The sequence below is a fragment of the Pukyongiella litopenaei genome (assembly GCF_003008555.2).
GTDB lineage: Bacteria > Pseudomonadota > Alphaproteobacteria > Rhodobacterales > Rhodobacteraceae > Pukyongiella > Pukyongiella litopenaei.
The window spans coordinates 200,609-226,942 of record NZ_CP027665.1; the positions used below are offsets into that span (position 1 = coordinate 200,609).

Genomic DNA, 26,334 nt, shown 5'->3' on the forward strand with positions numbered 1-26,334 from the left:
AAGACGCCGCCTAGAGCGTCTTGCCCTTCACCTGCGGCCGCAGCCGTTCAAGTGCCTCTGCTACGTCTTCGTGATGGGGATGTATAGCCCGCGCGCGCGAATAGGCCTCCCAGGCGCTCTCCGTGTCGCCCAGATACTCGAACACCGCGCCAAGACCATAGATGGCGTCGTAGTTGGACGGGTTCAGCGCCAGCGCGCGTTCCAGGTCGGCCAGCGCGGGGCCGATCAGGCCGGCTTCGAAATAGGCCGAGGCACGGGTATGCCAGCCCTCGGCAAATCCGGGCGCGTGGTCGGTCAGCGCGGTCAGGTGCTCGATCGCGCTGGCGGTGTCATCGGCTTCCAGCGCGTCGCGGCCGCGTTTCAGCAGCAGGTCCATCGCGGCCGAGCCGCTCTGGTCCCACAAGGCCTGCAACTGCCGTTCGATCCGCGCCGCCGCGGCCGCATCCGCGCCGGCCAGTTCAGCCAGCAATGCGGCCTGATCGCCGGACGGGCCCTGCTGCGCCGACAGGCCGCCCTGCAAGGGTATGGAAAACATGACTATGGCGACGATTGCCGCAACGATAGGTTTGAGATCGGAGTGTGCAACGCTCATAACGCAATCATTGTAGCAAGGCGCCGCCCCGATACCAGAGGGCGTGCGTCACGTATCAGCGAGGATGGACATGAGCGACATACTGGAACAGGCGGTTGCCGAACTCGGCAGCAAGGCAGCGGGCGCGGATCTCGGCGGCAGCGCCAAATTCGCCATCGACGGGGTCGGCGCGATCATGCTCGACGACAACGGCGCGCGGATCGGCGACGAAGAGGCCGACGTGACCATGACCGCGGATGCCGACACCTTCCATTCGATCTTTACCGGGGACCTGAACCCGACCGGCGCCTTCATGTCGGGCAAGCTGACCATCGACGGCGACATGGGGCTGGCGATGAAACTGGCTTCGGTTCTGGCCTGACCATGACGCCGGTTGCGGCCCCCTTCTTCGATGACGTCGATGGCGGGCCGGCCGGCGGTTCGGCCCATTGGCTGACGACATCCGACGGCGTTCGGATCCGGGCCGGTCACTGGCGCCCCGAAGGTGCCGATCGCGGCACCGTCCTGCTGTTTCCGGGCCGCACCGAGTATATCGAGAAATACGGCCAGGCGGCGGGTGAATTCGCCGCCGCCGGGCTGGCGACGATGGCGATCGACTGGCGCGGCCAGGGCATCGCCGACCGGCTGGCCGACGACCGGCGCCTGGGCCATGTGGACCGCTTCACCGATTACCAGAAAGACGTCGAGGTGGCGCTGGATCTGGCGCGGAGGCTCGACCTGCCCCGGCCCTGGCACCTGCTGGGCCATTCCATGGGCGGTGCGATCGGGCTGCGGGCGGCGATGGACGGCGCCCCGTTCCGGTCCTGCGCCTTCACGGGCCCGATGTGGGGCATCTACATGTCGCCGCTGGTGCGCCCGCTGGGCCGTGCACTGGCGAGCCTTGCGCCCCGGTTCGGCCAGGGCCTGCGCCTACCGCCGGGCACGCTGCCCGATTCCTATGTCCAGGCCCGGCCCTTCCACGACAATACCCTGACTACGGATCGCGACATGTTCGCGATGATGCAGCGCCAGCTGGACGCGCATCCCGACCTGGCACTGGGCGGGCCCAGCCTGATCTGGCTGCGCGAGGCGCTGGCGGAAATCCGCGACCTGCATCGCCGCCCGGCTCCGAACCTGCCCAGCCTGACATTTCTGGGCGAAAACGAACGCATCATCGACTGCGACCGCGTGCGGGCACGGGTCGCGTCCTGGCCCGGCGCCGAACTGGTGATCGTCCCCGGTTCCCAACACGAGGTGATGATGGAGGCGCCGGCAATCCGGGCCGGGGTCTTCGCGCGGCTGACCGCCCATTTCCTGAACAGCGAACACCCGGTCGATACCGCCCGCAGCGCCTGAGCCGCTGTCGCTTGCGCCCGCTCTCCGGCACCCATAGATGTGGGCCGAAGCAACGAGCGAGGCCAGCATGATCCCCCGACCCTTCCCCCTTCGTGACGCCAATGCCACCCCCGGAACCGAAGGGCTGGGCAACCTGCCCGAATGGGACCTGAGCGATCTCTACTCCGCCGAGGACGCGCCCGAACTGGCACGCGATCTCGAATGGCTTGAAACCGAATGCGCCGCCTTTGCGGCCGATTACGAAGGCCGGCTCGACGGGCTCGACGCCGCGGCCCTGCTGGACTGCGTGCACCGCAACGAAAGGATCAGCGCGGTGGCCGGGCGGATCATGTCCTTTGCCGGGCTGCGCTACTACCAGCAGACCACCGACGCGGCGCGGGCCAAGTTCCTGTCCGACTGCCAGGAAAAGGTGACCAATTTCACCACGCCGCTGGTGTTCTTCACGCTCGAACTGAACCGCATCGACGACGATCGGCTCGACGCGCTGCTGGCGGCGGATGCGGACCTGGCCCGCTATGCCCCCGTGTTCCGGCGGATCCGCGCGATGAAACCCTACCAGCTGTCGGACGAGCTGGAAAAATTCCTGCACGATCTCGGCATCGTCGGCGACGCGTGGGAAAAGCTCTTTGACGAGACCATCGCCGGGCTGGAATTCGAGGTCGGCGGCGAAACCCGCAACATCGAGGGCACGCTGAACCTGCTGACCGAGCAGGACCGCGACACGCGCGAGGCTGCCGCCCGCGAACTGGCCCGCGTGTTCCAGGCCAACATCAAGACCTTTGCCCGCGTCCACAACACGCAGGCCAAGGAAAAGGAAATCATCGACCGCTGGCGCGGGATGCCGACCGCGCAGACCGGCCGGCACCTGTCCAACGACGTCGAACCCGAAGTGGTCGAGGCGCTGCGCGAGGCGGTCGTCGCCGCCTATCCCCGCCTGTCGCACCGCTATTACGAGCTCAAGCGGAAATGGCTGGGGCTGGACCGGATGCAGGTCTGGGACCGCAACGCACCGCTGCCGATGGAAGACAGCCGCGTGATTGGCTGGGACGACGCGCAGCGCATGGTGATGGAGGCCTATGACGCCTTTGACCCGCGCATGGGCGAACTGGCCGCCCCGTTCTTTGCGCGCGGCTGGATCGACGCGGGCGTCAAGCCCGGCAAGGCACCCGGTGCGTTCGCCCACCCCACCGTGACCGATGTCCACCCCTATGTGATGCTCAACTACCTGGGCAAGCCGCGCGACGTGATGACGCTGGCCCATGAGCTGGGCCATGGCGTGCATCAGGTGCTGGCCGCCGACCAGGGCGAATTGCTGTCATCGACACCGCTGACCCTGGCCGAAACCGCCTCGGTCTTTGGCGAGATGCTGACCTTCCGCAAGATGCTCGACGGGGCCACCACTGCCGAGAGCCGCAAGGTGCTGCTGGCCGGCAAGGTCGAGGACATGATCAACACCGTGGTGCGCCAGATCGCGTTCTACGATTTCGAATGCAAGCTGCACGAGGCGCGCCGGGGCGGCGAACTGACCCCCGACGACCTCAACGCGCTGTGGATGAGCGTGCAGGCCGAGAGCCTTGGCCCCGCCTTCGATTTCATGGACGGGTATGAAACCTTCTGGTCCTACATCCCGCATTTCATCCATTCCCCGTTCTACGTCTATGCCTATGCCTTTGGCGACGGGCTGGTGAATGCGCTCTACGCCGTCTATGCCGAAGGCGGCGCGGGGTTCGAGGACAAGTATTTCGACATGCTCAGGGCGGGCGGGTCGAAACACCACAAGGAGCTGCTGGCGCCCTTCGGGCTCGATGCCAGCGACCCGGCCTTCTGGGACAAGGGGCTGTCGATGATTTCCGGGCTGATCGACGAACTGGAGGCGATGGAGGGGTGATCACCCTCGCGCCGCTGGACCGCAAGGATACCGACCGGGTCGCCCGTATCGCGGCCCGGCCCGACCAGTTGCGTTTCGCGGGAACCGTGGCAGAGGCGCTGGCCGAACCGCCGGAACGGTTCGACCTGCACGAGATCCGCAAGGATGAAACCCCGGTCGGCATCTTCAAGATCGACCGCGCCTATGGCAGTTCATACCCGTTTGCAGGACCTCGCGATCTGGGCCTGCGTGCCGTGATCATCGACGCGGCGATGCAGGGAAAGGGCGTCGGCAAGGCCGCCATGTCCGCACTGCGCCACTACCTCGCCGACCGCTATCCCGATTTCGCGTCGGTGATGCTGACCGTGAACATGGCCAACCCGGCCGCGCTCTCGGTCTACCGCGCCACGGGTTTCGAAGATACCGGCGAAATCTGGCCACACGGGGATGCGGGTCCGCAACATGTCATGCGACTGGGGCTGCGGGCCGGTGAATGAACTCTGGACCAAGGCCCGCGACAAGCTGCGCCCGCTGCGCGCCCGCATCCGCCGCAACGTGCCCAGGGGATTGCGTATTTTCGTGGGCCTGCTGCTGATCGCCGGCGGGGTCCTGGGGTTCCTGCCGATCCTCGGGTTCTGGATGATCCCGCTGGGGGTGATGGTCGCGGCGATGGATGTGCAACTGTTCCGCCGCTGGTGGCGCCGGCGCGCGCAGCCACCGGGCAAGCCTGATCAGAAATAGCCGCCCGCCTGTCGCTGGCCTCTGCCACGCAGATCCCCGAACATATGGCTTTGGCGATGCAGATCGCGTCACGACGTCGTTCGTGCTAAGATCGCCAGATCGGAAAGGGGGCCGGAATGGCCGGACCGACATTCAAGGATCTGGAACACGAGGGCTGGCAGAATCGCGCCGCCCATTACGACGACTGGTTCGGCCAGATATCGTCGCAGGCCTTTCCGTTCGTGCTAGACGCCGCCGGGTCCGATCTGTCGGGGCTGGATACGCTCGATATCTGCTGCGGTCCGGGTCATCTGGTTGCTCTTCTGGCCGAGCGCGGGGCGCACGCCTCCGGGCTCGATTTCGCGGGCGAAATGATCCGCGTTGCCCTCGCGCAGCACCCGGAACAGGATTTCGATCAGGGCGATGCCGAGGATCTGCCCTATGAAAACGCGCGTTTCGATCTCGTGAGCTGTTGTTTCGGGCTGCTGCATTTTCACGATCCCGACAACGCCATCGCCGAGGCATTTCGGGTACTGCGCCACGGCGGGCGCTACATCGTCACCGCCTGGCAGGGTCCCGAGGAAGCCGCAGGGCTGGTATCGGTGATGATGGAGGCGATACAGGATTTCGGCACGCTGGATCTGCCGCTGCCGCCTGCCCCGCCCCTGCCCCGGTTCGGCAAACCCGACGAAACCCACCGTAGCCTTGCAGCACAGGGGTTCATGGATATCGAGACGCAGGTGCTGCCGATTACCTGGCGACCCGACCGACCCGAAGCGGTGCTGGACATGATCGAACACGGCATGGTGCGCACCACGATGATGATGGCGCATCAGGAAGATGCCGCGCGCGATGCGATCCGGGCGGCGATCGTGGAGAGGGTTCAGGCCTTCGATACCGGCGACGGGCTGAAAATCCCGGTTCCTGCCCTGATGGCAGTTGCGCGAAAACCCGATTAGGCGGCGTTCATTTCAGCTGGCTGTCCTTGCTGCCGCGCCGGTTGATGCCGCCGCGCATCGTGCGGACCCTGTCGCGGTCCTGCTGACAATCGATGCAGAGCTTCACGCCCGGGATCGCCCGGCGCCGCGCCTCGGGGATCGGTTCCTCGCAATCGGCGCAATGGGTCAGGCTGTCGCCGACCGGCATGCGCCGGGCCTTCATCCGCGCGAGTTCGTCGCTGATCGACGCCTCGATCTGTTCACTTACCGCGCCATCGCGCGCCCATCCGCTGGCCATCCGCATGTCTCCTCGCGACAAACATAGTCATGGTGCGCCGCCGCGCCAAGAGCCGCCACGTCAGCCTTTGAACAATTGAAACACCGGGTTATGCGTTTGGACAGGAATGTCGGGAGGAGACACGCGATGCGAAAATTCGGAAAATGGCTGGGACGGATCCTGCTGCTGGCCCTGATCGCGGGCGCGGTGGTGTTTTTCATCGTGTTGCCGCCTTATGTCGAGGATACCTCCAACACCGTGATCGAACATGATCCCTGGCCGGTTTCGGACCAGGCCGCCGCGCTGCACGAAACGCTGATCGTCGGCGACTGGCATGCCGACCCGCTGCTGTGGAGCCGCGATCTGTCAAAGCGCGGCACGCGCGGCCAGGTCGACGTGCCCCGGCTGATCGAGGGCAATGTCGCGGTCCAGGTCTTTACCGCCGTCACCAAGTCTCCCGCCGGGCAGAACTATGACAGCAACACCTCGGATGCCTTTGACAACATTACGCTTCTCGCCGTCTCTCAGCGCTGGCCATTGCGCAGCTGGACCAGCCTGCGCGAACGCGCGATCTATCAGGCGGAAAAGCTGCACGAGGTCGAGGCCCGGTCTGACGGACAGCTGAAGATCATCCGCGACCGCGCCGATCTGGACGCGGTGCTGGCCGCCCGGGCCGAGGGCAAGGCGATCACCGGCGGCATACTCGGTATCGAGGGCGCGCATCCGCTCGAGGGCGACATCGCCAATCTCGACCCGATCTTCGATGCCGGGCATCGCGTGTTCGGGCTTCAGCATTTCTTTGACAACGAACTGGGCGGGTCGCTGCACGGGATCGGCGACAAGGGCCTGACCGATTTCGGCCGCGAGGTGGTGGCGGAACTGGCCAGCCGGCCGGTGGTGATCGACCTGGCGCATTCCAGCCCGCAGGTGGCGCGCGAGGTCCTCGAGATGACCGACATTCCGCTGATCGTCAGCCATTCCGGCCTGCATGGCCACTGCCCTGTCAAACGCAACTATCCCGACGATCTGATGCGGCAGATCGCGGCCACCGGCGGCGTGATCGGCATGGGATACTGGGCCGACGTGGTCTGCGACATCCCCACGCCCGCCAACGTGGCCCTCATGATCGTCGCGGCCATCGAAGCGGTGGGCGAAGACCATGTATCGCTCGGCTCGGATTACGACGGCTCGGTCGAAACCGCGTTCGACACCTCCGAACTGGCGGCGCTGACGCAGGCGCTGATGGATGCGGGGCTGACCGAGGCACAGATCCGCAAGGTCATGGGCGAGAACATGATCCGCGTCCTGCGCGAGCGGCTGGGCTGATCCGGGTCGCATCCGCCGCGCTTTGCCGGTAAGCACCGCGCATGACCGATCGCGATCTCGACATCTTCCTGGTGGTGCAGCCGGGCCTCGAACCGGTGCTGTGCGACGAGGCGCGCAGCCTCGGCTTTGCCGATGCGCGGGCGCTGCCGGGCGGGGTTTCCATCCGTGGCGACTGGGCCGCGGTCTGGCGTGCCAACCTGATGCTGCGCGGCGCCACCCGCGTGCTGGTGCGGCTGGGCGGGTTCCGCGCGATGCACCTGGCGCAACTGGACAAGAGGGCGCGGAAGTTCGACTGGGGCGCGGTGCTGCGCCCGGATGTGCCGCTGCGGGTCGAAGCCACCTGCCGCAAGTCGCGCATCTATCACGCCGGCGCGGCGGCCCAGCGGGTCGAACGGGCGATCGCCGAAGAACTGGGCGCGCCGGTCGACAGCCAGGCGGCGCTGTGCCTCAAGGTGCGGATCGAGGACGACCTCTGCACCTTCTCCATCGACAGCACCGGCGCATCCCTGCACAAACGTGGCCACAAGGTCGCCGTCGGCAAGGCGCCGATGCGCGAAACCCTCGCCGCGCTGTTCCTGCGGCAATGCGGCTATGACGGCCGGTTCCCGGTGCTGGACCCGATGTGCGGCTCGGGCACCTTCACGATCGAGGCCGCCGAGATCGCCGCCGGTCTGGCGCCGGGCCGGACGCGCAGCTTTGCCTTTGAACACCTGGCGAGCTTCGATGACCGGGCATGGCAGGCGATGCGCGCCGCCGCCCCGTCGGCTGCGACAGCGCTGCGGTTTCACGGCTATGACCGCGATGCCGGCGCGATCACCAACAGCCGCGCCAATGCCGACCGGGCCGGCGTGTCCGAAATCACCCGTTTCGCGGTGCAGCCGGTCAGCGACCTGTCACCGCCCGAGGGTCCGCCGGGACTGGTGATCGTCAACCCGCCCTATGGCGGGCGGATCGGCAACCGCAAGCTGCTCTTTGCGCTGCATGGCAGTCTGGGCAAGGTGCTGCGGGACCGGTTCGGCGGCTGGCGCGTCGGCATCGTCACCAACGAGGGCGGGCTGGCCAAGGCGACCGGCCTGCCCTTTCTGCCACCCGGTCCACCGGTTCCGCATGGCGGGCTGAAGGTCCGGCTCTACCGCACCGATCCGCTGGCCTGAGCGAACCGGTCCAGCGCCCGCTCGGCAAGATCCTCCTGCGTGGTGCTGAGGCAGTTCAGACCGAAATACCAGTAGATGAACTTGTCATAGGCCCGTTTGCGCGGCGGCCGGGTGAGAAACCCGGCCAGGTCGTCCGGCGTGCGCGCGGTCTGGGCGACATGGTGGAAATCGGCCTGGCCGCACAGGATCACCGGTTTCCGGTGCAGACAGGCCTCGATCCCGACGGCCGAGTTGATCGTCACCACCCGGTCGGCGGCGGCGATGATGTCGTGGATGTTTCCCCCGGACAGGCGGAGATGCGGAAACCGGGTGGCAAGATCGCGCAGCCCGGCGCGGGTTTCCTGAGACCCGTCGCGGGGATGCGGCTTCACGATCACCGGGGCGTCGCAACTGGCCAGAACCGTTTCCAGCATCTGCCAGCGATCCAGATAGCAGGTTTCGCCCACCACCCGGTGCGCTTCGGATTGCAGGAACACCGCGGCGGCGGCCGGCGGCAGGTCCTCGTGGTGCCGAGGCTGTTCGTAGCGCGAGCCGCGCCCGCCCACGAGACGCTGTTTCAGGCGGCGAAAGAACGGCCGCGCCGCCTGCGCATCGACAGAGGACGGATCGAACCGCTGCCCGGCAATCGAGGAAAATGCCCGGATGCCCTGCGGATCGAGGTTCCAGAACGGATAGACATAGGCGATCCCGGCATTCAGCAGGCGTGGATGCCGGAACCGCCCGTGGTTGACGATATGCAGCGCGTCATCGGCCGCGACCGTCTCCAGCACCCGGTCCCGGTTCAGCGCCAGCCGCTCGACCGGGTGGCCGAGCCGCCGCAGCCCCTGTTCCAGCCGTTCATAGAACGGCAGCACCCCGCTGCCGAACGGCCCCAGCCATGACCGGGGCAGATGCAGAACGACGCGCTGCATGGCGGCGCTGGCCGTCAGCGGTTGTTCAACATGCCGCGTTCGCGGGCGAGATCGCGCATCTTCTTTTGCAGCTTCTCGAAGGCGCGCACCTCGATCTGGCGAATCCGTTCGCGGCTGACGCCGAACTGTCCCGACAGTTCCTCGAGCGTCACCGGCGTTTCCGACAACCGCCGCTGGGTCAGGATTTCCTTTTCCCGGTCGTTCAGAACCTCGAGCGACAGGCCCAGCAATTCCCGCCGCGCCTCGAGCTCGTCGCGCTCTTCGTAGTCGCCGGCCTGGTCGGCATCCTCGTCTTCGAGCCAGTCCTGCCACTGCATGGTGCTGTCGCCATCGGTCCCGACCGTCGCGTTCAGCGACGCGTCGCCCCCCGACAGGCGGCGGTTCATGTTGACGACCTCGTCCTCGGACACGCCCAGGTCATTGGCGATCCGCTTGACGTTTTCGGGCCGCAGGTCGCCCTCTTCGAGCGCCCCGATACGGGCCTTGGCCTTGCGCAGGTTGAAAAACAGTTTCTTCTGTGCGCTGGTCGTCCCCAGTTTCACCAGCGACCACGACCGCAGGATGTATTCCTGGATCGACGCGCGGATCCACCACATGGCATAGGTCGCCAGGCGGAACCCCTTTTCGGGATCGAAACGCTTGACCGCCTGCATCAGGCCCACATTCGCCTCCGAGATCACCTCGGCCTGCGGCAGCCCGTAGCCGCGATAGCCCATCGCGATCTTAGCGGCGAGCCGCAGGTGGCTGGTGACCATCTTGTGCGCGGCCTCGGTATCCTGTTCCTCGACCCAGCGCTTGGCCAGCATGTATTCCTCTTCCGGTTCCAGAAGCGGAAACTTGCGGATTTCCTGCATGTAGCGGTTCAGCCCACCCTGTGGTGTGGGGGCCGGAAGATTTGCGTAGCTCGACATCCTGCGTCCGTCCCTTGTTCGAAGTTAATATCTTTAACATACAATATGGGTCAGTCTTTCGCCCCTTTCAAGGGCGGAGATCAACTATAGAGCGCGGACCGCGCCCTGTAACCCCTGCTCACGTCTATGTGCGACGGATGTAACCGCCCGGTTAAGATCCCGCAGGGCGCAGGGTCGTGATTAACGCGGCCATGTCGCCGGGCGGCGGTGTTTCGAACCGCAGCGGCGCCCCGGTGACCGGATGGGAGAACCCCAGAACGGCGGCGTGCAGGGCTTGGCGCGGAAAGCCGAGCAGTGCCTCCATCGCCACCGGTGACAGCGCGCGCGCCGCCGGTTTGCGCCGCCCGCCATAGACCGGGTCGCCCACCAGGCCGTGACCCGCATGGGCCATATGCACCCGGATCTGGTGGGTGCGCCCGGTTTCCAGCCGGCATTCGACCAGCGCGGCCACCGCGGGCAGGCCGAACCGTTCCAGCACGCGCACGCGGGTCACCGCGTGGCGGCCGCCGGCAAACACCACCTGCTGCTTCTGCCGGTCGGTGCGGTGCCGGGCCAGCCGGGTGGTGAGTTTGAGCACGTTGCCGGGCTCGAAACCGGCCCCGCGCACGCCGCGCAGGCGCGGATCGCCCGCGTCGGGCACCCCGTGGCAGACCGCCAGGTAACGCCGCTCGGCGCTGTGCGCCTCGAACTGGGCGGCCAGCCCGTGATGGGCGGCATCGGATTTTGCCACCACCAGCAGGCCCGATGTATCCTTGTCGATCCGGTGCACGATGCCGGGCCGCTTGACCCCGCCCACCCCCGACAGCGCATCGCCGCAATGATGCAGCAGCGCGTTGACCAGCGTGCCCGAGGGCGTGCCCGGCGCCGGATGCACCACCATGCCGGCGGGCTTGTCCACCACGATCAGGTCGTCATCCTCATGGAGGATATCGAGCGGTATGGCCTCGGCGCCGATATGGCTGTCTTCGGCGGCTTCGACCGTGATCGACACTTGCGCGCCCTCGGCAACGCGGGCCTTGGCGTCACCCGCCACCGCACCATCCACCGTGACCGCGCCGGCGGCGATCAGCCGTGCCAGACGGGTGCGCGACAGGGCCGCGGCCTCTGGCACATCGCGCGAAAGCGCCTTATCAAGCCGGGGCGGCGGATTGGCCGCGATCTGGAATGTGATCTGGCGGGTGGCCATGGACGATCCTTCGGAACCGATGCAGGAACCGGCCAACCTGCGTTTTCTGCGCCGGCTGGTCACGGTGCTGACTGCCGTGATGATTGGCGGGCTTCTAGTGATAATCGGCCTGCTTGTCATCCGTTTCTCGGGCGAGAACAACCCGGCCCTGCCCCTGCCCGACCATATCGCCCTGCCCGACGGCACCCGGGCCACCGCCTTTACCACCGGCGGCGACTGGTACGCGGTGGTGACCGCAGATGACCGGATCCTGATCTTCGACCGCGCGAGCGGCAGCCAAAGACAGGAAATCCGCATCGTGACCGGGGACTGACCGGCGCGGCTCCGCGGAAACCGCCGGGGTGCGGCAAACCCGGGACACGGCCCGGAGGTCACGGTGGAGCAGATCCAGGCAATTCTTCTTGTGACAAGGCCGCCACCGCGATGACCGACCGGGTCACGCTGCTGGCAACGGTTTCAGCCATGACACCACGCGCAGTACGCTTGGCGCGTTCCGCCAGAACCGGCCTGCATCGTGCCTGATCGGGATGGTACCGCCTCCCTGGCTTGAACAGGGGACCTCTGGATCCACAATCCAGCGCTCTAACCAACTGAGCTAAGGCGGCACTGAGGGGCGATGTAGCCAACCCGGTCACCGGATGCAAGTGGCTTGCGCGAATTTGGAGCCGGTGCCACGCGCTGATTTTCCTGATACGCGGCCACGGCTGATCGACGGCGGCCGGCACGGGGTTGGGGGCGCCGGGCCGATGACCCGGCGCCCCGCCAGTGGGTTCAGAAAAACGCCTGCAACCCGGTCTGCGCCCGCCCCAGAATCAGCGCGTGCACGTCGTGGGTACCTTCATAGGTATTCACGGTTTCCAGGTTCACCATGTGACGGATCACCTGGAATTCGAGGCTGATGCCGTTGCCGCCATGCATGTCACGCGCCATCCGCGCGATATCCAGCGCCTTGCCGCAATTGTTGCGCTTGATGATCGAGATCATCTCGGGCGCGGCGGCGGCTTCGTCCATCAGGCGTCCCACCCGCAGCGATGCCTGTAGCCCCAGCGCGATCTCGGTCTGCATGTCCGCCAGTTTCTTCTGGAACAGCTGGGTCTGCGCCAGCGGCCGGTTGAACTGCTGCCGGTCCAGCCCGTATTGCCGCGCCGCGTGCCAGCAGCATTCCGCGGCGCCGATCACGCCCCAGCTGATGCCATAGCGGGCCCGGTTCAGGCACCCGAACGGACCTTTCAGCCCCTGCACATGGGGCAGCAGGGCGTCCTCGCCGACCTCGACACCGTCCAGCACGATTTCACCGGTGATCGAGGCGCGCAGCGACGCCTTGTTCTCGATCTTGGGCGCGCTCAGGCCCTTCAGCCCCTTGTCGAGCACAAAGCCCCGGATCCGCCCGTCATGGGCGTCGGACTTGGCCCAGACCACGAACACGTCGGCGATCGGCGCGTTCGAGATCCACATCTTGGTCCCGGTGATCCGATAGCCGCCATCGGTCTTTTCGGCGCGGGTCTTCATGCCGGCGGGATCGCTGCCCGCATCCGGTTCGGTCAGGCCGAAACACCCGATCCATTCGCCGCTGGCCAGCTTGGGCAGGTATTTCTTCCGCTGCTCTTCCGAGCCATAGGCATAGATCGGATACATCACCAGCGAACTCTGCACCGACATCATCGACCGGTAGCCGGAATCGACCCGTTCGACCTCGCGTGCCACCAGCCCGTAGGACACATAGCCGGCCCCCAGGCCGCCATATTCCTCGGGCACGGTGATGCCGAGCAACCCCATCTCGCCCATCTCGCGAAAGATCTCGGGGTCGGTATGTTCGTCCGCAAAGGCGGCGGTCACGCGCGGCTGCAGCTTTTCCTGCGCATAGGCGCGGGCGCTGGCGGCGATCATGCGTTCGTCCTCGGTCAGCTGATCATCGAGGCGCAGCGGGTCGGCCCAGTCGAAGGCTCCCAGATCGGGCGCGTCCTTGGCTTTCAGCGCGGGTTTCGATGCGGCGGCGGCAACATTCATGGCGGGGCTCCTCGGAATTGGCGGTTTGTCACTCCGGCGGCAGGGTAATCCCATCCCGCCGCAAGAAACAGCGAGACATTTGCAGCAAAACATGATGAAAACTCATACATGAACACGCCCCGCCGCCTGCTCCCCTCCATTGCCTCGTTGCGCGCACTCGAAGCGCTCGACCGGCTCGGCAGCGCATCGGCCGTCGCCAACGAACTGTCGCTGACCCAGAGCGCGATCAGCCGCCAGTTGCAGGCCTTGGAAAAGCAGTTGGGGTCGGGCCTGATCCGCCGCGACCACAAACGGCTGTCGCTGACCCCCGCGGCACAGGCCTATGCCGCCGAGATCCGCCACGCCCTGAACCGGATCGCGCAGGCGTCGCTGCGGTTGCAGGTGGATCCGGCGGGCGGCACGCTGCAGCTGGCCATCCTGCCCACCTTCGGCATGCATTGGCTGGTGCCGCGCCTGCCCGATTTCGCGCGCCGCCACCCGCAGGTGACGATCAACATGTCCACCCGGCTGCGCCCGTTCAACTTCGACGCGGAACCTTTTGATGCAGCTATACATTTCGGTGAGCCGGACTGGCCCGGCACCGGACATTTGCTGCTGCGGCGCGAACGCCTGATCCCGGTCTGCGCGCCCGGTCTGATTGCCGGAGATGCCGCACCGCCCGCCCCCGGCGACCTGCTGGACCTGCCGCTCTTGCACATCCAGACCCGCCCCGGCGCCTGGGCCGAGTGGTTTGCCGAACAGGAGGTGGACCACCCCACCCCCCTGCCCGGAACGATGTATGACCAATTCGCAACCATCACCCAGGCGGCGCTGCATGGGCTCGGGGTGGCGCTGATGCCCGATTTCCTGGTCGAACGCGAACTGGCCACCGGCCGGCTGGTCGCGCTGCATCCGGTCGCGACCGAAGCGCGCGGCGCCTATTACCTCGTCTGGCCCGCCACCCGGTCCGCCGATCCGGCGCTGGCCCGGTTTCGCGACTGGCTGGCGACGCGGACCGAACCCGAAGACCCGCTGCCGCGCTAACGCGGTAAAATCACCGTGAACACCGACCCGCGCCCGACCTCGCTCTCGATCCGCAGGCGGCCGCGATGGCGGTTGATGATATGCTTGACGATGGCCAGCCCCAGCCCGGTGCCGCCCAGTTCACGCGAACGATGGCTGTCGGCGCGATAGAACCGTTCGGTCAGCCGCGGCAGGTGATGCGCCGGGATGCCGGCGCCGTGATCGACGACCTGCACCCTGACCGCCGGCCCCTGCACCGCCCCGTCATGGTCCGACACCGACAGGCGGAGGTCGACCGTGCCGCCCGCGCCGCCGTATTTCACCGCGTTTTCCACCAGGTTGTTGAACACCTGGCGCAGTTGATCCGCGTCTCCGGGCGCGTCGACAGGATCGTCGGGCGCCTGCAGCGACAGCGTGACCCCGTTCTTTTCCGCCGTCGGGCGCAGGGCGTTCAGCGTCGTCGTCAGCAGGCCCGTCAGATCCACCCGGCCACGCGGGCGCACGCGCTCATGTTCCTCGACCCGGCTGAGCGACAGCAGGTCGCCGACCAGCCGGTTCATCCGCGCCGCCTCGTCCGCCATGATCCCCAGAAACCGTTCGCGCGCGGCGACATCGTCGCGCGCCGGGCCGCGCAGGGTGTCGATGAACCCGGTCAGCGCCGTCAGCGGCGAACGCAGTTCATGGCTGACATTGGCGACAAAATCGCGGCGCATCCGCTCGGCCTGTTCCGGCGCGGTCATATCCTGGAAACAGACCAGCACGCCGTCGCCATCCGGGCGGATCTCGACATCGTAGAGCAGCGAACTGTCGGGGGCGCCGATCCGTTGGCGGATCCGCTGGCGCCGGTTGTGGCGCAGCGCGTTTTCGATCCCGGCCCCGATATCCGGCTGCCGCATCACCAGGGCGAAATGGCGCCCGACGAGCCCGGCCCCCAGGAGATTGATCGCCTCGGGGTTGGCGGCGGCGATCTTGGCCTCGGGACCGATCAGGACCGCCGGGAACGGAATTGCCGAGATACTGACCAGTCCGGGCGGGTTCGTCATGCCGTCGCGGTCTCGATCGCCCGCGAAAAGACCCCGCAGAGCGCATCGGGATCCTCCAGCCCGACCGAGATGCGAAAGAACCCCTCGGACAGGCCCAGCGTTACGCGGTCGGCGTCACTCAGCGCCCGGTGGGACGAGGACGCGGGATGCGAAATCGTTGTCCCCACATCGCCCAGCGTCGGCGCAAAGCTCAGGCCTTCGGCGGCGCGGGCAAAGGCGTTGGCCGCCGCCCGCCCGCTATCCAGTTCGAAACTCACCATGTTGCCGCCCCGCCCGGCCAGCAATGCGGCGGCGCGGGCATGGTCGGGATGATCGGCGCGCATCGGATAGAGCACCCGTTTCACCCCCGCCACCCCGGCCAGATGGTCGGCCAGCACGGCCGCGGTGGCCTGCGCCCGGTCATGGCGCAACTCGAAACTGAGCATGCCCCGTTCCGCCAGCCAGCAATCGAACGGGCTGGGCGTCAGCCCGGCGGTGACCGCGAATGCGCGGATCCGTTCGGTCAGCGCCGGTTCGCGCGCGACCGCATAGCCCAGGGTGGCATCGGAATGCCCGGCCAGCAGCTTGGTCAGCGAATGGATCACGATATCGGCCCCGTGATCGAACGGCCGGATCCCGCGCGGCGTGGTAAAGGTGTTGTCGACCGCCAGCAGCACCCCGGCCTCGCGGCAGAGCGCGGCCAGCCCGTCGATATCGGCGACGCGCAGGGACGGGTTCGACACCACCTCGACCAGCAGCAGCCGCGTTTCCGGGCGCAGGGCCGCGCGAACCGCCGCCACGTCGCCGGGGTCGGCCAGCGTGGTGGCGACGCCGAACCGGGGCAGGTCTTCGGCCATCAGCCGCATCGACCGGCCGTAGAGCTGGTTGCCGCCGATCACATGATCGCCCGCCTTGGGCAATCCCATCAACACCGCCGCGACCGCGGCCATGCCCGACCCGGTCACCACCCCGCCCGTGGCGCCCTCCATGGCGTCGAGCCGCGCTGCGACCACATCGGCATTCGGGTGCCCTTCGCGGGCATAGGTATAGCCCTGCAGCCGGCCTTCATATTGCGCATCCAGCATGTCCGGCGTGTCGCTGGCATAGACGACCGACGGGCTCAGCGGCGTGACGACAGGGCGGCTGGCGCTGTCGGGCAGCGGGTCGGGGCGGATGATCGTGCCGCGCGCGTTCCGCATCACAGCGCCTTCAGTCCGTCGCGGAACCTGCGCATGTTGTCCTGGTAATGGAGGGCGCTCAGTTCGAGCATCCTGATCGCGGCCTCGTCCAACTGGCGCACCACCTTGCCCGGCGCGCCCATGACCAACGACCCGTCCGGGATCTCCTTGCCCTCGGTGATCAGCGCGCCCGCGCCGATCAGGCAGTTGTTCCCGATCCGCGCCCCGTTCAGAACCGTGGCCCCCATGCCGATCAGCGAATTGTCCCCGATGGTGCAGCCATGCAGCATCACCTTGTGCCCGATGGTGCAGTTTCGCCCGACGGTCAGCGGAAACCCCATATCGGTGTGCATCACGCAGTTTTCCTGCACGTTCGAGCCTTCGCCGATGCGGATTTCTTCGGTGTCGCCGCGCAGCGTGCTGCCAAACCAGACGCTGGCACCGGCCTCGAGCACCACCTTCCCGATCACGTTGGCGTCGGGAGCCGCCCAGGTGTCGGGATCCAGTTGCGGGCGGATGTCATCAAGTGCGTAAAGGGTCATGTCCGGTCCTCGAATTCGGCCTGCAACGCGCGCACATGATCGGTCAGGTCCGGTTGCTGGATGCGGCGCAGGCGGGTGGCGGTAACGATGGTCTTCAGTCGGTCCTCGGTGGCGTCGAGATCGTCATTGACCAGAACGTAATCATAGGCATCCCAATGGCTGATCTCGTCCCAGCTTTTCTGCATCCGCCGGGCGATGGTCGCGGCATCGTCCTGGCCCCGGCTCTCGAGCCGCCGGCGCAGTTCGCCGATCGAGGGGGGCAGCAGGAAGATCGACAGCACATGCGGGGCCAGGATCGAATTCGAGATCTGCTGCGCGCCCTGCCAGTCGATATCGAACAGCACGTCGCGCCCGGTCTCGATCGCCTGTTGCACCGGCCCGCGCGGCGAGCCGTAGAAATTGCCGAACACATGGGCATGTTCCAGCATGTCGCCGGCGGCGACCTGTGCCTTGAACGCGGGTTCGGACAGGAAATGATATTCGCGCCCGTCCACCTCGCCCGGACGGGGCGCGCGGGTGGTGGCGCTGACCGAGAAGGCGATACTGTCATCCCAGTCGCGCAGACGCCGCGCCAGGGTGGATTTGCCCGCGCCCGACGGTGACGAAAGGATGATGAGAAGCCCGCGCCTGTCGCCCATGTCTGCCCCCTACTCGACGTTCTGAACCTGTTCACGCATCTGGTCGATCACCGTCTTGAGTTCCAGCCCCGCGGCGGTGAGTTCCGTCGACTGCGATTTCGAACACAGCGTGTTGGCTTCGCGATTGAACTCCTGCATCAGGAAATCCAGCTTGCGACCGACCGGGCTGCCCTTGGCGATCAGGTCGCGGGCGGCGGCCACATGGGCGCGCAGGCGGTCTATTTCCTCGGTCACGTCGGCCTTGACCGCGATCAGCGCCAGTTCCTGAGCGACGCGGGCCTCGTCGACCCCGTCGGCATTTTCCAGCACCCGCGCCAGGTTGCCGCGCAGGGTGCCGGCCATCGCGTCCTTGCGGGCTTCGGCCAGCGCCGCCGCGGTCTCGGCCAGATCAGAGATCTGGTCCAGCTGCCCGGTCAGAACGCCCGCCAGCGCCGCGCCTTCGGTTTCGCGCATGTCGACGAAGGCGGCAACCAGCGGCGCGAATTCATCCTTCATCTGCGCAACCAGCGGCGCGGGATCGTCCCCGCCGCCATCGCCGTCCAGCATCCCGCGCAGCGCCAGCACCTGCCCCGCGCTGGTCGGCGCCAGGTCCAGCCCGCGGGCCTTTGCTTCCGCCTCGCACCGCGCCAGCGCATCGAGCGCCACCGCCATCGCCGGTTCGTTCAGCGCGACCGATGCGGCTTCGTCTTCGCGGGTCAGTTTCAGCGTCAGGCCGACATTGCCGCGAGCGACGGATTTCGTCAGCTCCGCCCGCAGCGCCGGTTCGAGCCCCTCCAGCCAGTCGGGGACACGCAGGCGGATATCCAGCCCCTTGCCGTTGACGCTGCGCAGTTCCCAGACCCAGCGGTGAACGCCGCGTTCCCCCTTGGCCGACGCAAACCCTGTCATCGATCTGATCATGCGTTTGTGATCCTTCCCCGGCTGCCGCCACCTAATGCCAAGCCCCCCGAAGGCAAGCCCGCAGCGATCCGGCCCGCCGATGATTAACCAATGCTTGCGGAAATGGTCCAATTTGGCCGGGAATCGTGTCATGTTAACGCTTGGGTAATCAATCTGAAGCTAGTCCTAAGTCCTGGTTCCCGGGCAGCTTCAGAGCTGTGTGTATTTTTACGAGTAACCGAAAGGGGCACCCGAGATGAGCATTCTCGATCGCGACGCATTGAACCACGCCTCGGATGGCGAGGTCGTTTCGCTCAACCGTTTTCGCAGCGGGCGCGGGCTGACGCCGATCCGTCAGGCCGAAGCCTATTGGGCCGCCTTGCGCGAGGCCGACGAGATCCCGCTGAGGTCACGCATCGATCCGCGCGGGCTGGACGGGCTGCTGGAATATGCCTGCATCCTCGAACGGATCGCGCCGGGGATCGCGCGGTTCCGGCTCGCCGGGCAGCACCTGACCGGGCTGGCCGGCATGGAAGTTCGCGGCATGCCGCTGACCGCCTTTTTCACGCCGAAATCCCGGGGCCAGATCGGTGCGGTCCTGGAACAGGTGTTCGACGGTCCGTCGATTGCCGAGGTGACGCTGACCGGGGAACACGGCCCGGCGGTCGAAGCGCGGCTGCTGATCCTGCCGCTGCGCAACGATGTGGGCCAGATCAACCGCGCGCTTGGCGTGCTGGTGGCCGAGGGCGACGAGGCCCGCAGCCCGCAGCGGTTCGATATCGTGGCCTGTTCGCTGCGCACGGTCGGCCCCGAGGCGGCAATGACCCGGCGCGCAACCCCGGTCGCCCCCCCGCTGCACGGGTTCGCCGAGGAGGAACGGCAGTTCGACGCCGCCGCACCCGGCGACAGCGGACCGCATCTGCGGCTCGTCAAGTAGCGAAGAAGCGGCGCCGCCCGGTGCGGGCGGCGCGGTCCGGTGCTCAGCCCGCGGCGCGGCTGCCATTCTCGCGGTTCTTGCGGAACTCGGACAATTCCTCGGCCACGAGGAACGCCAGTTCGAGCGACTGGCTGGCATTCAGGCGCGGATCGCAGGCGGTGTGGTAACGGTCCGACAGGTCCTCTTCGCTCACCGCGCGGACACCGCCGGTGCATTCCGTGACATCCTGGCCGGTCATCTCGAAATGAACCCCGCCGGGGATCGTGCCTTCGGCGGCGTGGATGGCGAAGAACTCGCGCACCTCGCGCAGCACCGAATCGAACGGCCGGGTCTTGTATCCGGTCGAGGACTTGGTCGTGTTGCCGTGCATCGCATCGCAGGACCACACGACATTGGCGCCTTCGGCCTCGACGGTGCGGATCAGGCGCGGCAGGTATTCGCCGACCTTTCCGGCCCCGAACCGCGCGATCAGGGTCAGGCGGCCCGGTTCGTTGTCCGGGTTCAGCCGCGCCATCAGCACCTTGAGATCCTCCGGCGTGGTGGTCGGTCCGCATTTCAGGCCGATCGGGTTCAGCACCCCGCGGGCAAATTCGACGTGCGCCCCGTCCGGCTGCCGTGTCCGGTCGCCGATCCAGATCATGTGACCGGAGCCGGCCAGCCAGTTGCCCGAGGTGGAATCGAGCCGCGTCAGCGCCTCTTCGTATTCCAGCAGCAGGCTTTCATGGCTGGTGTAGAATTCGACCGATTGCAGCGAATGGGCGGTGTCGCTGCTGACGCCGGCCGCCTTCATGAAATCGAGCGTGTCGCTGATCCGGTTGGCCACTTCGCGATAGGCTTCGGCCTTTTCGCTTTCGGTAAAGCCGAGCGTCCAGGCATGAACCTGGTGCACATCCGCGTAGCCGCCGGTGGAAAAGGCCCGCAGCAGGTTCAGGGTCGCCGCCGCCTGGGTATAGGCCTGCAGCATCTTGCGCGGATCGGGCACCCGCGCCTCGGAGGTGAAGGCCAGTTCGTTGATGATGTCGCCGCGATAGGACGGCAGTTCCACCCCATCCACGGTTTCGGTCGGCGCGCTGCGCGGCTTGGCGAACTGGCCGGCCATGCGTCCCACCTTGATCACCGGCACCTTGGCGCCATGGGTCAGCACCATCGCCATCTGCAGCATCACCTTGAAAGTGTCGCGGATCGCATCGGCGCTGAACTGCTCGAAGCTCTCGGCGCAGTCCCCGCCCTGCAGCAGGAACGCCTCGCCGCGCGACGCCGCACCCAGGTGTTCCTTGAGGCGGCGGGCCTCTCCGGCAAACACCAGCGGCGGATACTTGGCGAGCTGTGCCTCGACCGCGTGCAACGCGTCCTGATCGGAATAGTCGGGCATCTGGACGCGCGGCAGGGCGCGCCAGTCGGATTTCAGCCACTTGCTCATCGCATGTCCTCCGCCGGGTGGAATGAAAGGCTTCTATACAAAAGCCCCGCCACCATGACCATATCGGAATTGCGACACTTGACGCCGCAGACGGGCTTTGCCCAAGGTGTGTAACCCTGCGATACGCGTCGCGCGGGAACAGATTCGGGTGAGGGATTACACGACGATGTCCGATCCACGTCAGATCATCGAGGTGGAAACCGCCGGCGACCGTCCGCGCCGCTTCGTTTTCGTTCTGCTCGAGGATTTCACGCTGCTGTGCTTTGCCGCCGCGCTGGAATGCCTGCGGATCGCCAACCGCATGTCCAACACGCAACTCTACATCTGGACGCTGGTCGGGGAAAACGGCAGCGAGGTGTCCTGTTCGGCCGGGACGACCTTTCGCGTCGACATGGGGCTGGACGAGCTTTCCCGCGATGACACCATCCTGATCTGCGGCGGCATCGACGTGCAGCGCGCCACGACCCGGAAACTGCTGGGCTGGATCCGGCGCGAATCGCGCAAGGGGCTGGTGGTCGGCGGGCTGTGCACCGCGGCCTATTCGCTGGCCCGGGCCGGGCTGCTCGACGGCAAGCGCGCCACCATCCACTGGGAAAATGCCGACAGCTTTGCCGAGGAGTTCGACGACATCCACCTGACCAAGTCGGTCTTTGTCATCGACGGCAACCGGATGACCACCGCGGGCGGGACCTCGTCAATCGACCTGATGCTGAAGCTGATCGCGAACGATCACGGCGAGGAACTGGCCAACGCGGTGGCCGACCAGCTGATCTATTCCTCGATCCGCACCGATCAGGACACCCAGCGGCTGTCGGTGCCGACCCGGATCGGCGTGCGGCACCCGAAGCTCAGCCAGGTGATCCAGATGATGGAGGCCAATATCGAAGAGCCGATCAGCCCGTCGATCCTGGCCAAGGAGGTCGGCATGTCCACCCGCCAGCTGGAACGGCTGTTCCGCCGCTACCTGAACCGCAGCCCGAAACGCTATTACATGGAATTGCGGCTGCAGAAGGCGCGCAACCTGCTGATGCAGACCGACATGAGCGTGATCAACGTGGCGCTGGCCTGCGGCTTTGCCTCACCGTCGCATTTCTCGAAATGCTACCGGGCCCATTACGACACCACGCCCTATCGCGAACGCGGCAGCCACGCGGCGCGGCTGTCGGTATGATCCTCCTCAGCGCGGGCTGAGGCGATAGACCGCGCCCCGGCCTTCGGACAGGAACCAGATCGTGCCGTCCGGGGCCTCGGCCACGTCGCGCACCCGTTCGGTTTCGGGCGCCGCGATCCGCTCGGCTTCACGCAGGGGCCGGCCGCCGAGGCGGGCGATCATGTCAAACTTCAGCGACCCCACGAACATGTCGCCGCGCCATTGGGGCCACAGCCTGCCGGAATAGATCATCATGTTCGATGCTGCGATTGACGGGTCCCAGTAGAACGCGGGCTGTTCCAGTCCCGGTTTTGACGTGCCTTCGCCGATCCTGGCCCCGGAATAGTGCCGCCCGTAGGAGATGACCGGCCAGCCGTAATTGGCCCCCCGGCGGATGCGATTGATCTCGTCCCCGCCCTGCGCGCCATGTTCGGCCACCCACAGCCGCCCCGCGCCATCGAGCGCGGCGCCCTGGGGGTTGCGATGGCCCCAGGACCAGATTTCAGGCCTGATATTGGCCTGTCCGACAAACGGGTTGCCCGCCGGCACCGACCCGTCCCGGTTCAGCCGGATCACGCTGCCGTTGTGATTGGCCCGATCCTGCGCCGAGGTCGGCGTGCCGCGTTCGCCGAGCGTGAGGAACAACCGGCCATCGGGTGCCTCGATCACCCGGCTGCCGAAATGACGGCCACCGGAAAACCCGCCCGCGGCCTCGAACAGCACCCGCAGATCGGTCAGCCGCGCCGCGTCGGCGCTGAGCCGTCCCACCGCCAGCGCGGTTCCCGCACCACCCCGTTGCCGTTTGGAATAGGTCAGGAACAGCTCGCGGCTGGCCGCGAAATCGCGGGGCACCATGACGTCGAGCAACCCGCCCTGCCCTTTCCGGTGGACACCGGGCACGCCCCTGACCTTGCGGACCTTCCCGTTGACGACGCTGCGCAGCGTGCCGCCGCGTTCGGTCACCAGGTAGCCGCCACCCGGCAGAAACGCGATCGCCCAGGGCGTATCGAGCCCGTCCAGCATCTGCTCGATCCTGACCGGCCCGGTCGATGTGGCGACCTGTTGCGCCATCGCCGGGGCGCCCAGACAGAACAACAGCAGCAGCAACCATATCCGCATGACATAATCCTCCCTGACCCGCATCCCCCCTGACCCTGACCCCGACAACCCTGACGTGCGCCCGCTGCGGGACGGAACCGGCATACCGGATCATAACCCATGGTAACCCGCGAGATCGCCGCGCGCGGCCCCTTTTCTTTTCCTGCGCCGCTGCCTAGGCTCATCACCTGAACGTAAAAGTTCAACGCTATAAGCTAGGGAGAATAATGAAATGAAAAAGCTGTTGGCGGCAACCGCCGCAACCGCACTGCTCGCCGGGGCCGCACAGGCGGAAGATGTCAAGATCGGCATCCTGCTGGGCTTTACCGGGCCGCTGGAATCGCTGGCCCCCGACATGGCCGCGGGCGCCAATCTGGCCATCGACGAGGTCAACGCCTCGGGCCTGTTCCTCGACGGGGCATCCACCGTCACCGCGGTCAATGGCGATACCGGCTGTGTCGATGCCGGCCTGGCGGTGGCCTCGGCCGAACGCCTGGTCACATCGGACAAGGTCAACGGCATCGTGGGCGGCATGTGTTCGGGTGAAACCACCGCGTCGCTGCAGAACGTCGCCCTGCCCAACGGCATGGTGATGATCAGCCCGTCGGCGACCTCGCCTGCGCTGACCACGATCGAGGATAACGGCCTGTTCTTCCGCACCTCGCCTTCGGATGCCCGCCAGGGCCAGGTGATGTCGGACATCCTGAACAATCGCGGCATCAAGGAAGTCGCGGTGACCTACACCAACAACGACTATGGCAAGGGTCTGGCCGACAGCTTCCAGGCGGCGTTCGAAGCTTCCGGCGGCACCGTGACCATCAACGCCGCCCATGAGGACGGCAAGGCCGACTATTCCGCCGAGGTCGGCGCGCTGGCTTCGGCCGGCGGCGAGGTGCTGGTCGTTGCCGGCTATGTCGACCAGGGCGGCGCTGGCATCATCAACGGATCGCTGGATTCCGGCGCGTTCGACACGTTCGTGTTCCCCGACGGCATGGTGTCCGAGACCCTCGAGAAGAATTTCGGCGACATGGTCGAAGGGTCGTTCGGCCAGCATCCCGGCAATGACAGCGACGGCGGCGCCAAGTTCAACGCGGCCGGCGAGGCAGCGGGCTTTGTTCCGACCAACGCCTTCTCGCCGGAAAGCTATGACGCGGCGGCGCTGATCCTGCTGGCGATGCAGGCGGCCGGGTCGACCGATCCGCAGGTCTACAAGGACAAGGTCATGGAGGTCGCCAACGCACCTGGCGAACAGATCCTGCCGGGTGACCTGGCCAAGGCGCTGCAGATCATCAAGGACGGGGGCGATGTCGATTTCGTCGGCGCCTCGGCGGTGGAACTGATCGGACCGGGTGAAAGCGCCGGGAACTATCGCGAGATCGAGTTCAAGGACGGCAAGATGACCACGGTCGGATATCACTGACCCGGCCCATCCAGAAACCGGAACAGCCCGGCCCCTTGTGTCCGGGCTGTTCTTCTGACATTAGGCCGCGCCAGCAAAACAACAACAATGGCAACCAGGCCCTGGGGAGGTGCGATGATCGTCGTTGAGGATCTGCACAAGCATTTTGGCGGCTTCCATGCCGTGGACGGCGCTTCGCTGTCGATCGCAGAAGGCTCGATCACCGGGCTGATCGGTCCGAACGGAGCGGGAAAGACCACTCTTTTCAATGTCGTGGCGGGCGTTCTCGAACCAACGTCCGGGCGCGTGACCATGGCCGGCCAGGACATCACCGGCCTGCCGCCGCATACGCTGTTCCACAAGGGGCTGCTGCGGACCTTCCAGATCGCGCATGAGTTTGCGTCGATGACCTGCCGCGAAAACCTGATGATGGTGCCCGGCGGTCAATCGGGCGAGACGCTGTGGAACACCTGGTTCGGGCGCAAGCGCATCGCCGACGAGGAACGCGCGCTGCGGGCCAAGGCCGACGAGGTGCTGGAATTCCTGACCATCGCGCATCTGGCCGATCACAAGGCGGGGCAGATTTCCGGCGGCCAGAAGAAGCTGCTGGAACTGGGCCGCACGATGATGGTGGACGCCCGGATCGTGTTTCTCGACGAGGTGGGCGCCGGTGTGAACCGGACGCTGCTGAACACCATCGGCGACGCGATCATCCGGCTGAACCAGGAGCGCGGCTATACCTTCGTGGTGATCGAGCATGACATGGATTTCATCGGCCGTCTCTGCGACCCGGTGATCTGCATGGCCGAGGGCAAGGTGCTCGCCGAGGGGACGCTGGACGAGATCAAGGCCAACGAACAGGTGATCGAGGCCTATCTCGGCACCGGGTTGAAGAACAAGGACAAGGTGGGCGCATGAGAAACCAGCGGCCTGGAGCTTTCGGGGGCTCTGCCCCCGCCGCCCGTTCCGTGCGGCTCCCCCGGGATATTTTCGGCAAGAGGAAGGGGGGCGGCGATGACCGGTAACCCCTATCAGGACGATCGCGGCAACAAGGATGCCTCGATCGTCAACCCGCATGGCGCCGGATCGATCCCGCTGCGCCGCGATCACGGCGACGCCCACCCCGCCCCCGGAGGTCCGTTCCTGGTCGGCCAGGGCATGACCGGCGGATATGGCAAGGGGCCCGATATCCTGCATGATTGCACGGTGGCGGTCGAGCGCGGCGAAATCGCGGTGATCGTCGGCCCCAACGGCGCCGGCAAGTCGACGGCGATGAAGGCCGTGTTCGGGATGCTGAACCTGCGCGGCGGCCATGTCCGGCTGGATGGCGAGGACATCACCGCGCTGTCGCCGCAGGCGCGCGTGGTCAAGGGCATGGGGTTCGTGCCGCAGACCTCGAACATCTTCACCTCGATGACGGTGGAGGAGAACCTGGAGATGGGGGCCTTCATCCGCACCGACGATTTCTCGGACACCATGACACAGGTCTATGACCTGTTTCCCATCCTGAAGGAAAAGCGCCGCCAGCCGGCGGGCGAGCTGTCGGGCGGGCAACGCCAGCAGGTGGCGGTGGGGCGGGCGCTGATGACCCGACCCAAGGTGCTGATGCTGGACGAGCCCACCGCCGGCGTCAGCCCGATCGTGATGGACGAGCTGTTCGACCGCATCATCGAAGTGGCGCAGACCGGGATCCCGATACTGATGGTGGAGCAGAACGCCCGCCAGGCGCTCGAGATCGCCGACAAGGGATATGTGCTGGTGCAGGGGCGCAACGCCTATAGCGGCACCGGCAAGGATCTGCTCGCCGACCCGGACGTCCGCAAATCGTTCCTGGGGGGCTGAGAC

Annotated in this window: 28 protein-coding genes and 1 tRNA gene; 15 read left to right on the forward strand and 14 right to left on the reverse strand. The window is 66.5% G+C overall.

What is annotated here, in order from left to right; genetic code table 11:
- Positions 1-10: 10 nt before the first annotated feature.
- Entirely contained in the window at positions 11-592 is a 582-nt protein-coding gene (locus C6Y53_RS00990) for a hypothetical protein (RefSeq protein WP_106470737.1), read from the reverse strand.
- A 70-nt stretch (positions 593-662) separates the two neighbouring features.
- Here C6Y53_RS00990 and C6Y53_RS00995 point away from each other — a divergent pair, with 70 nt between their 5' ends.
- From C6Y53_RS00995 to C6Y53_RS01020, 6 genes are all read left to right on the forward strand, one after another.
- On the forward strand, positions 663-953 hold the full coding sequence (locus C6Y53_RS00995; protein WP_106473883.1) for an SCP2 sterol-binding domain-containing protein: 291 nt from the start codon (positions 663-665) through the stop codon (positions 951-953).
- 2 nt (positions 954-955) lie between these two features.
- Positions 956-1,927: an alpha/beta fold hydrolase gene (locus C6Y53_RS01000; RefSeq protein WP_106470738.1), complete on the forward strand. Its 972-nt coding sequence runs from the start codon at positions 956-958 to the stop codon at positions 1,925-1,927.
- 67 nt (positions 1,928-1,994) lie between these two features.
- Positions 1,995-3,815, forward strand: coding sequence for a M3 family oligoendopeptidase (locus C6Y53_RS01005; protein ID WP_106473884.1), 1,821 nt, complete (start codon positions 1,995-1,997; stop codon positions 3,813-3,815).
- Entirely contained in the window at positions 3,812-4,291 is a 480-nt protein-coding gene (locus tag C6Y53_RS01010; RefSeq protein WP_106470739.1) for a GNAT family N-acetyltransferase, read from the forward strand. The genes C6Y53_RS01005 and C6Y53_RS01010 overlap by 4 nt, the downstream gene beginning before the upstream one ends.
- On the forward strand, positions 4,284-4,535 hold the full coding sequence (locus C6Y53_RS01015; protein ID WP_244614913.1) for a hypothetical protein: 252 nt from the start codon (positions 4,284-4,286) through the stop codon (positions 4,533-4,535). Before C6Y53_RS01010 ends, C6Y53_RS01015 begins: the two co-directional genes overlap by 8 nt.
- A 116-nt stretch (positions 4,536-4,651) precedes the next feature.
- Positions 4,652-5,473 carry a class I SAM-dependent methyltransferase gene (locus tag C6Y53_RS01020; RefSeq protein WP_106470741.1) on the forward strand — a complete coding sequence of 274 codons (822 nt, stop codon included), beginning with the start codon at positions 4,652-4,654 and terminating at the stop codon, positions 5,471-5,473.
- Positions 5,474-5,480: 7 nt separating this feature from the next.
- Here the strand turns inward: C6Y53_RS01020 and C6Y53_RS01025 are convergent, their stop codons facing one another.
- Positions 5,481-5,750, reverse strand: a complete 270-nt coding sequence (locus tag C6Y53_RS01025; protein ID WP_106473885.1) for a DksA/TraR family C4-type zinc finger protein — start codon at positions 5,748-5,750, stop codon at positions 5,481-5,483.
- A gap of 126 nt (positions 5,751-5,876) precedes the next feature.
- On the opposite strand from C6Y53_RS01025, the gene C6Y53_RS01030 reads away from it, so the two are divergent.
- The gene (locus C6Y53_RS01030; RefSeq protein WP_106470742.1) at positions 5,877-7,055 is read left to right on the forward strand and encodes a dipeptidase; all 1,179 of its coding nucleotides are present in this window, start codon (positions 5,877-5,879) and stop codon (positions 7,053-7,055) included.
- Between the two features lie 41 nt (positions 7,056-7,096).
- Positions 7,097-8,209, forward strand: a complete 1,113-nt coding sequence (locus C6Y53_RS01035) for a THUMP domain-containing class I SAM-dependent RNA methyltransferase (RefSeq protein WP_106470743.1) — start codon at positions 7,097-7,099, stop codon at positions 8,207-8,209.
- Here the strand turns inward: C6Y53_RS01035 and C6Y53_RS01040 are convergent.
- From C6Y53_RS01040 to C6Y53_RS01050, 3 genes are all read right to left on the reverse strand, one after another.
- Positions 8,185-9,120: a capsular polysaccharide export protein, LipB/KpsS family gene (locus C6Y53_RS01040; protein ID WP_106470744.1), complete on the reverse strand. Its 936-nt coding sequence runs from the start codon at positions 9,118-9,120 to the stop codon at positions 8,185-8,187. The two genes, C6Y53_RS01035 and C6Y53_RS01040, sit on opposite strands and share 25 nt — an antisense overlap.
- Before the next feature lie 14 nt (positions 9,121-9,134).
- Positions 9,135-10,031 (reverse strand): RNA polymerase sigma factor RpoH, encoded by an 897-nt coding sequence (rpoH, locus tag C6Y53_RS01045; protein ID WP_106470745.1) that lies wholly within the window; start codon positions 10,029-10,031, stop codon positions 9,135-9,137.
- Between the two features lie 151 nt (positions 10,032-10,182).
- Positions 10,183-11,217 (reverse strand): pseudouridine synthase, encoded by a 1,035-nt coding sequence (locus C6Y53_RS01050; protein WP_106470746.1) that lies wholly within the window; start codon positions 11,215-11,217, stop codon positions 10,183-10,185.
- On the opposite strand from C6Y53_RS01050, the gene C6Y53_RS01055 reads away from it, so the two are divergent.
- Positions 11,216-11,530 carry a DUF6476 family protein gene (locus C6Y53_RS01055; protein ID WP_106470747.1) on the forward strand — a complete coding sequence of 105 codons (315 nt, stop codon included), beginning with the start codon at positions 11,216-11,218 and terminating at the stop codon, positions 11,528-11,530. The genes C6Y53_RS01050 and C6Y53_RS01055 overlap by 2 nt on opposite strands.
- Before the next feature lie 215 nt (positions 11,531-11,745).
- Here C6Y53_RS01055 and C6Y53_RS01060 read toward each other — a convergent pair.
- Both C6Y53_RS01060 and C6Y53_RS01065 read right to left on the reverse strand, forming a co-directional pair.
- A tRNA-His gene (locus C6Y53_RS01060) sits at positions 11,746-11,822 on the reverse strand.
- A gap of 166 nt (positions 11,823-11,988) precedes the next feature.
- Entirely contained in the window at positions 11,989-13,224 is a 1,236-nt protein-coding gene (locus C6Y53_RS01065) for an acyl-CoA dehydrogenase (protein WP_106470748.1), read from the reverse strand.
- A gap of 108 nt (positions 13,225-13,332) precedes the next feature.
- Here C6Y53_RS01065 and C6Y53_RS01070 point away from each other — a divergent pair, with 108 nt between their 5' ends.
- A complete protein-coding gene (locus tag C6Y53_RS01070; protein WP_106470749.1) occupies positions 13,333-14,247 on the forward strand; it encodes a LysR family transcriptional regulator in 915 nt (304 codons plus the stop codon).
- Here C6Y53_RS01070 and C6Y53_RS01075 read toward each other — a convergent pair.
- The 5 genes from C6Y53_RS01075 to C6Y53_RS01095 are packed head-to-tail and all read right to left on the reverse strand — an operon-like array spanning position 14,244 to position 18,494.
- Positions 14,244-15,269 (reverse strand): sensor histidine kinase, encoded by a 1,026-nt coding sequence (locus C6Y53_RS01075; RefSeq protein WP_106470750.1) that lies wholly within the window; start codon positions 15,267-15,269, stop codon positions 14,244-14,246. The genes C6Y53_RS01070 and C6Y53_RS01075 overlap by 4 nt on opposite strands.
- Positions 15,266-16,447, reverse strand: a complete 1,182-nt coding sequence (locus C6Y53_RS01080) for a trans-sulfuration enzyme family protein (protein WP_106470751.1) — start codon at positions 16,445-16,447, stop codon at positions 15,266-15,268. The genes C6Y53_RS01075 and C6Y53_RS01080 overlap by 4 nt, the downstream gene beginning before the upstream one ends.
- Complete coding sequence (locus C6Y53_RS01085) at positions 16,447-16,968, reverse strand: gamma carbonic anhydrase family protein (RefSeq protein ID WP_106470752.1); 522 nt, start codon at positions 16,966-16,968, stop codon at positions 16,447-16,449. The genes C6Y53_RS01080 and C6Y53_RS01085 overlap by 1 nt, the downstream gene beginning before the upstream one ends.
- Entirely contained in the window at positions 16,965-17,606 is a 642-nt protein-coding gene (gene gmk / locus C6Y53_RS01090) for a guanylate kinase (RefSeq protein WP_106470753.1), read from the reverse strand. The genes C6Y53_RS01085 and gmk overlap by 4 nt, the downstream gene beginning before the upstream one ends.
- Positions 17,607-17,615: 9 nt before the next feature.
- The gene (locus tag C6Y53_RS01095) at positions 17,616-18,494 is read right to left on the reverse strand and encodes a YicC/YloC family endoribonuclease (protein WP_244614914.1); all 879 of its coding nucleotides are present in this window, start codon (positions 18,492-18,494) and stop codon (positions 17,616-17,618) included.
- A 247-nt stretch (positions 18,495-18,741) separates the two neighbouring features.
- On the opposite strand from C6Y53_RS01095, the gene C6Y53_RS01100 reads away from it, so the two are divergent.
- On the forward strand, positions 18,742-19,422 hold the full coding sequence (locus C6Y53_RS01100; RefSeq protein ID WP_106470755.1) for a PAS domain-containing protein: 681 nt from the start codon (positions 18,742-18,744) through the stop codon (positions 19,420-19,422).
- A gap of 43 nt (positions 19,423-19,465) precedes the next feature.
- Here C6Y53_RS01100 and C6Y53_RS01105 read toward each other — a convergent pair whose 3' ends face one another.
- Positions 19,466-20,842 (reverse strand): class II 3-deoxy-7-phosphoheptulonate synthase, encoded by a 1,377-nt coding sequence (locus tag C6Y53_RS01105; RefSeq protein WP_106470756.1) that lies wholly within the window; start codon positions 20,840-20,842, stop codon positions 19,466-19,468.
- Positions 20,843-21,008: 166 nt separating this feature from the next.
- On the opposite strand from C6Y53_RS01105, the gene C6Y53_RS01110 reads away from it, so the two are divergent.
- Positions 21,009-22,013, forward strand: coding sequence for a GlxA family transcriptional regulator (locus tag C6Y53_RS01110; protein ID WP_106470757.1), 1,005 nt, complete (start codon positions 21,009-21,011; stop codon positions 22,011-22,013).
- Between the two features lie 6 nt (positions 22,014-22,019).
- On the opposite strand, the gene C6Y53_RS01115 is transcribed toward C6Y53_RS01110, so the two are convergent.
- Complete coding sequence (locus C6Y53_RS01115; protein ID WP_106473886.1) at positions 22,020-23,111, reverse strand: PQQ-dependent sugar dehydrogenase; 1,092 nt, start codon at positions 23,109-23,111, stop codon at positions 22,020-22,022.
- A 211-nt stretch (positions 23,112-23,322) separates the two neighbouring features.
- Here C6Y53_RS01115 and C6Y53_RS01120 point away from each other — a divergent pair, with 211 nt between their 5' ends.
- The 3 genes from C6Y53_RS01120 (at position 23,323) to C6Y53_RS01130 (ending at position 26,331) form a co-directional block, all read left to right on the forward strand.
- Entirely contained in the window at positions 23,323-24,510 is a 1,188-nt protein-coding gene (locus C6Y53_RS01120) for an ABC transporter substrate-binding protein (protein WP_106470758.1), read from the forward strand.
- Positions 24,511-24,624: 114 nt separating this feature from the next.
- Positions 24,625-25,407: an ABC transporter ATP-binding protein gene (locus tag C6Y53_RS01125; protein WP_106470759.1), complete on the forward strand. Its 783-nt coding sequence runs from the start codon at positions 24,625-24,627 to the stop codon at positions 25,405-25,407.
- Between the two features lie 96 nt (positions 25,408-25,503).
- Positions 25,504-26,331, forward strand: a complete 828-nt coding sequence (locus C6Y53_RS01130; protein WP_106470760.1) for an ABC transporter ATP-binding protein — start codon at positions 25,504-25,506, stop codon at positions 26,329-26,331.
- Positions 26,332-26,334: the final 3 nt, after the last annotated feature.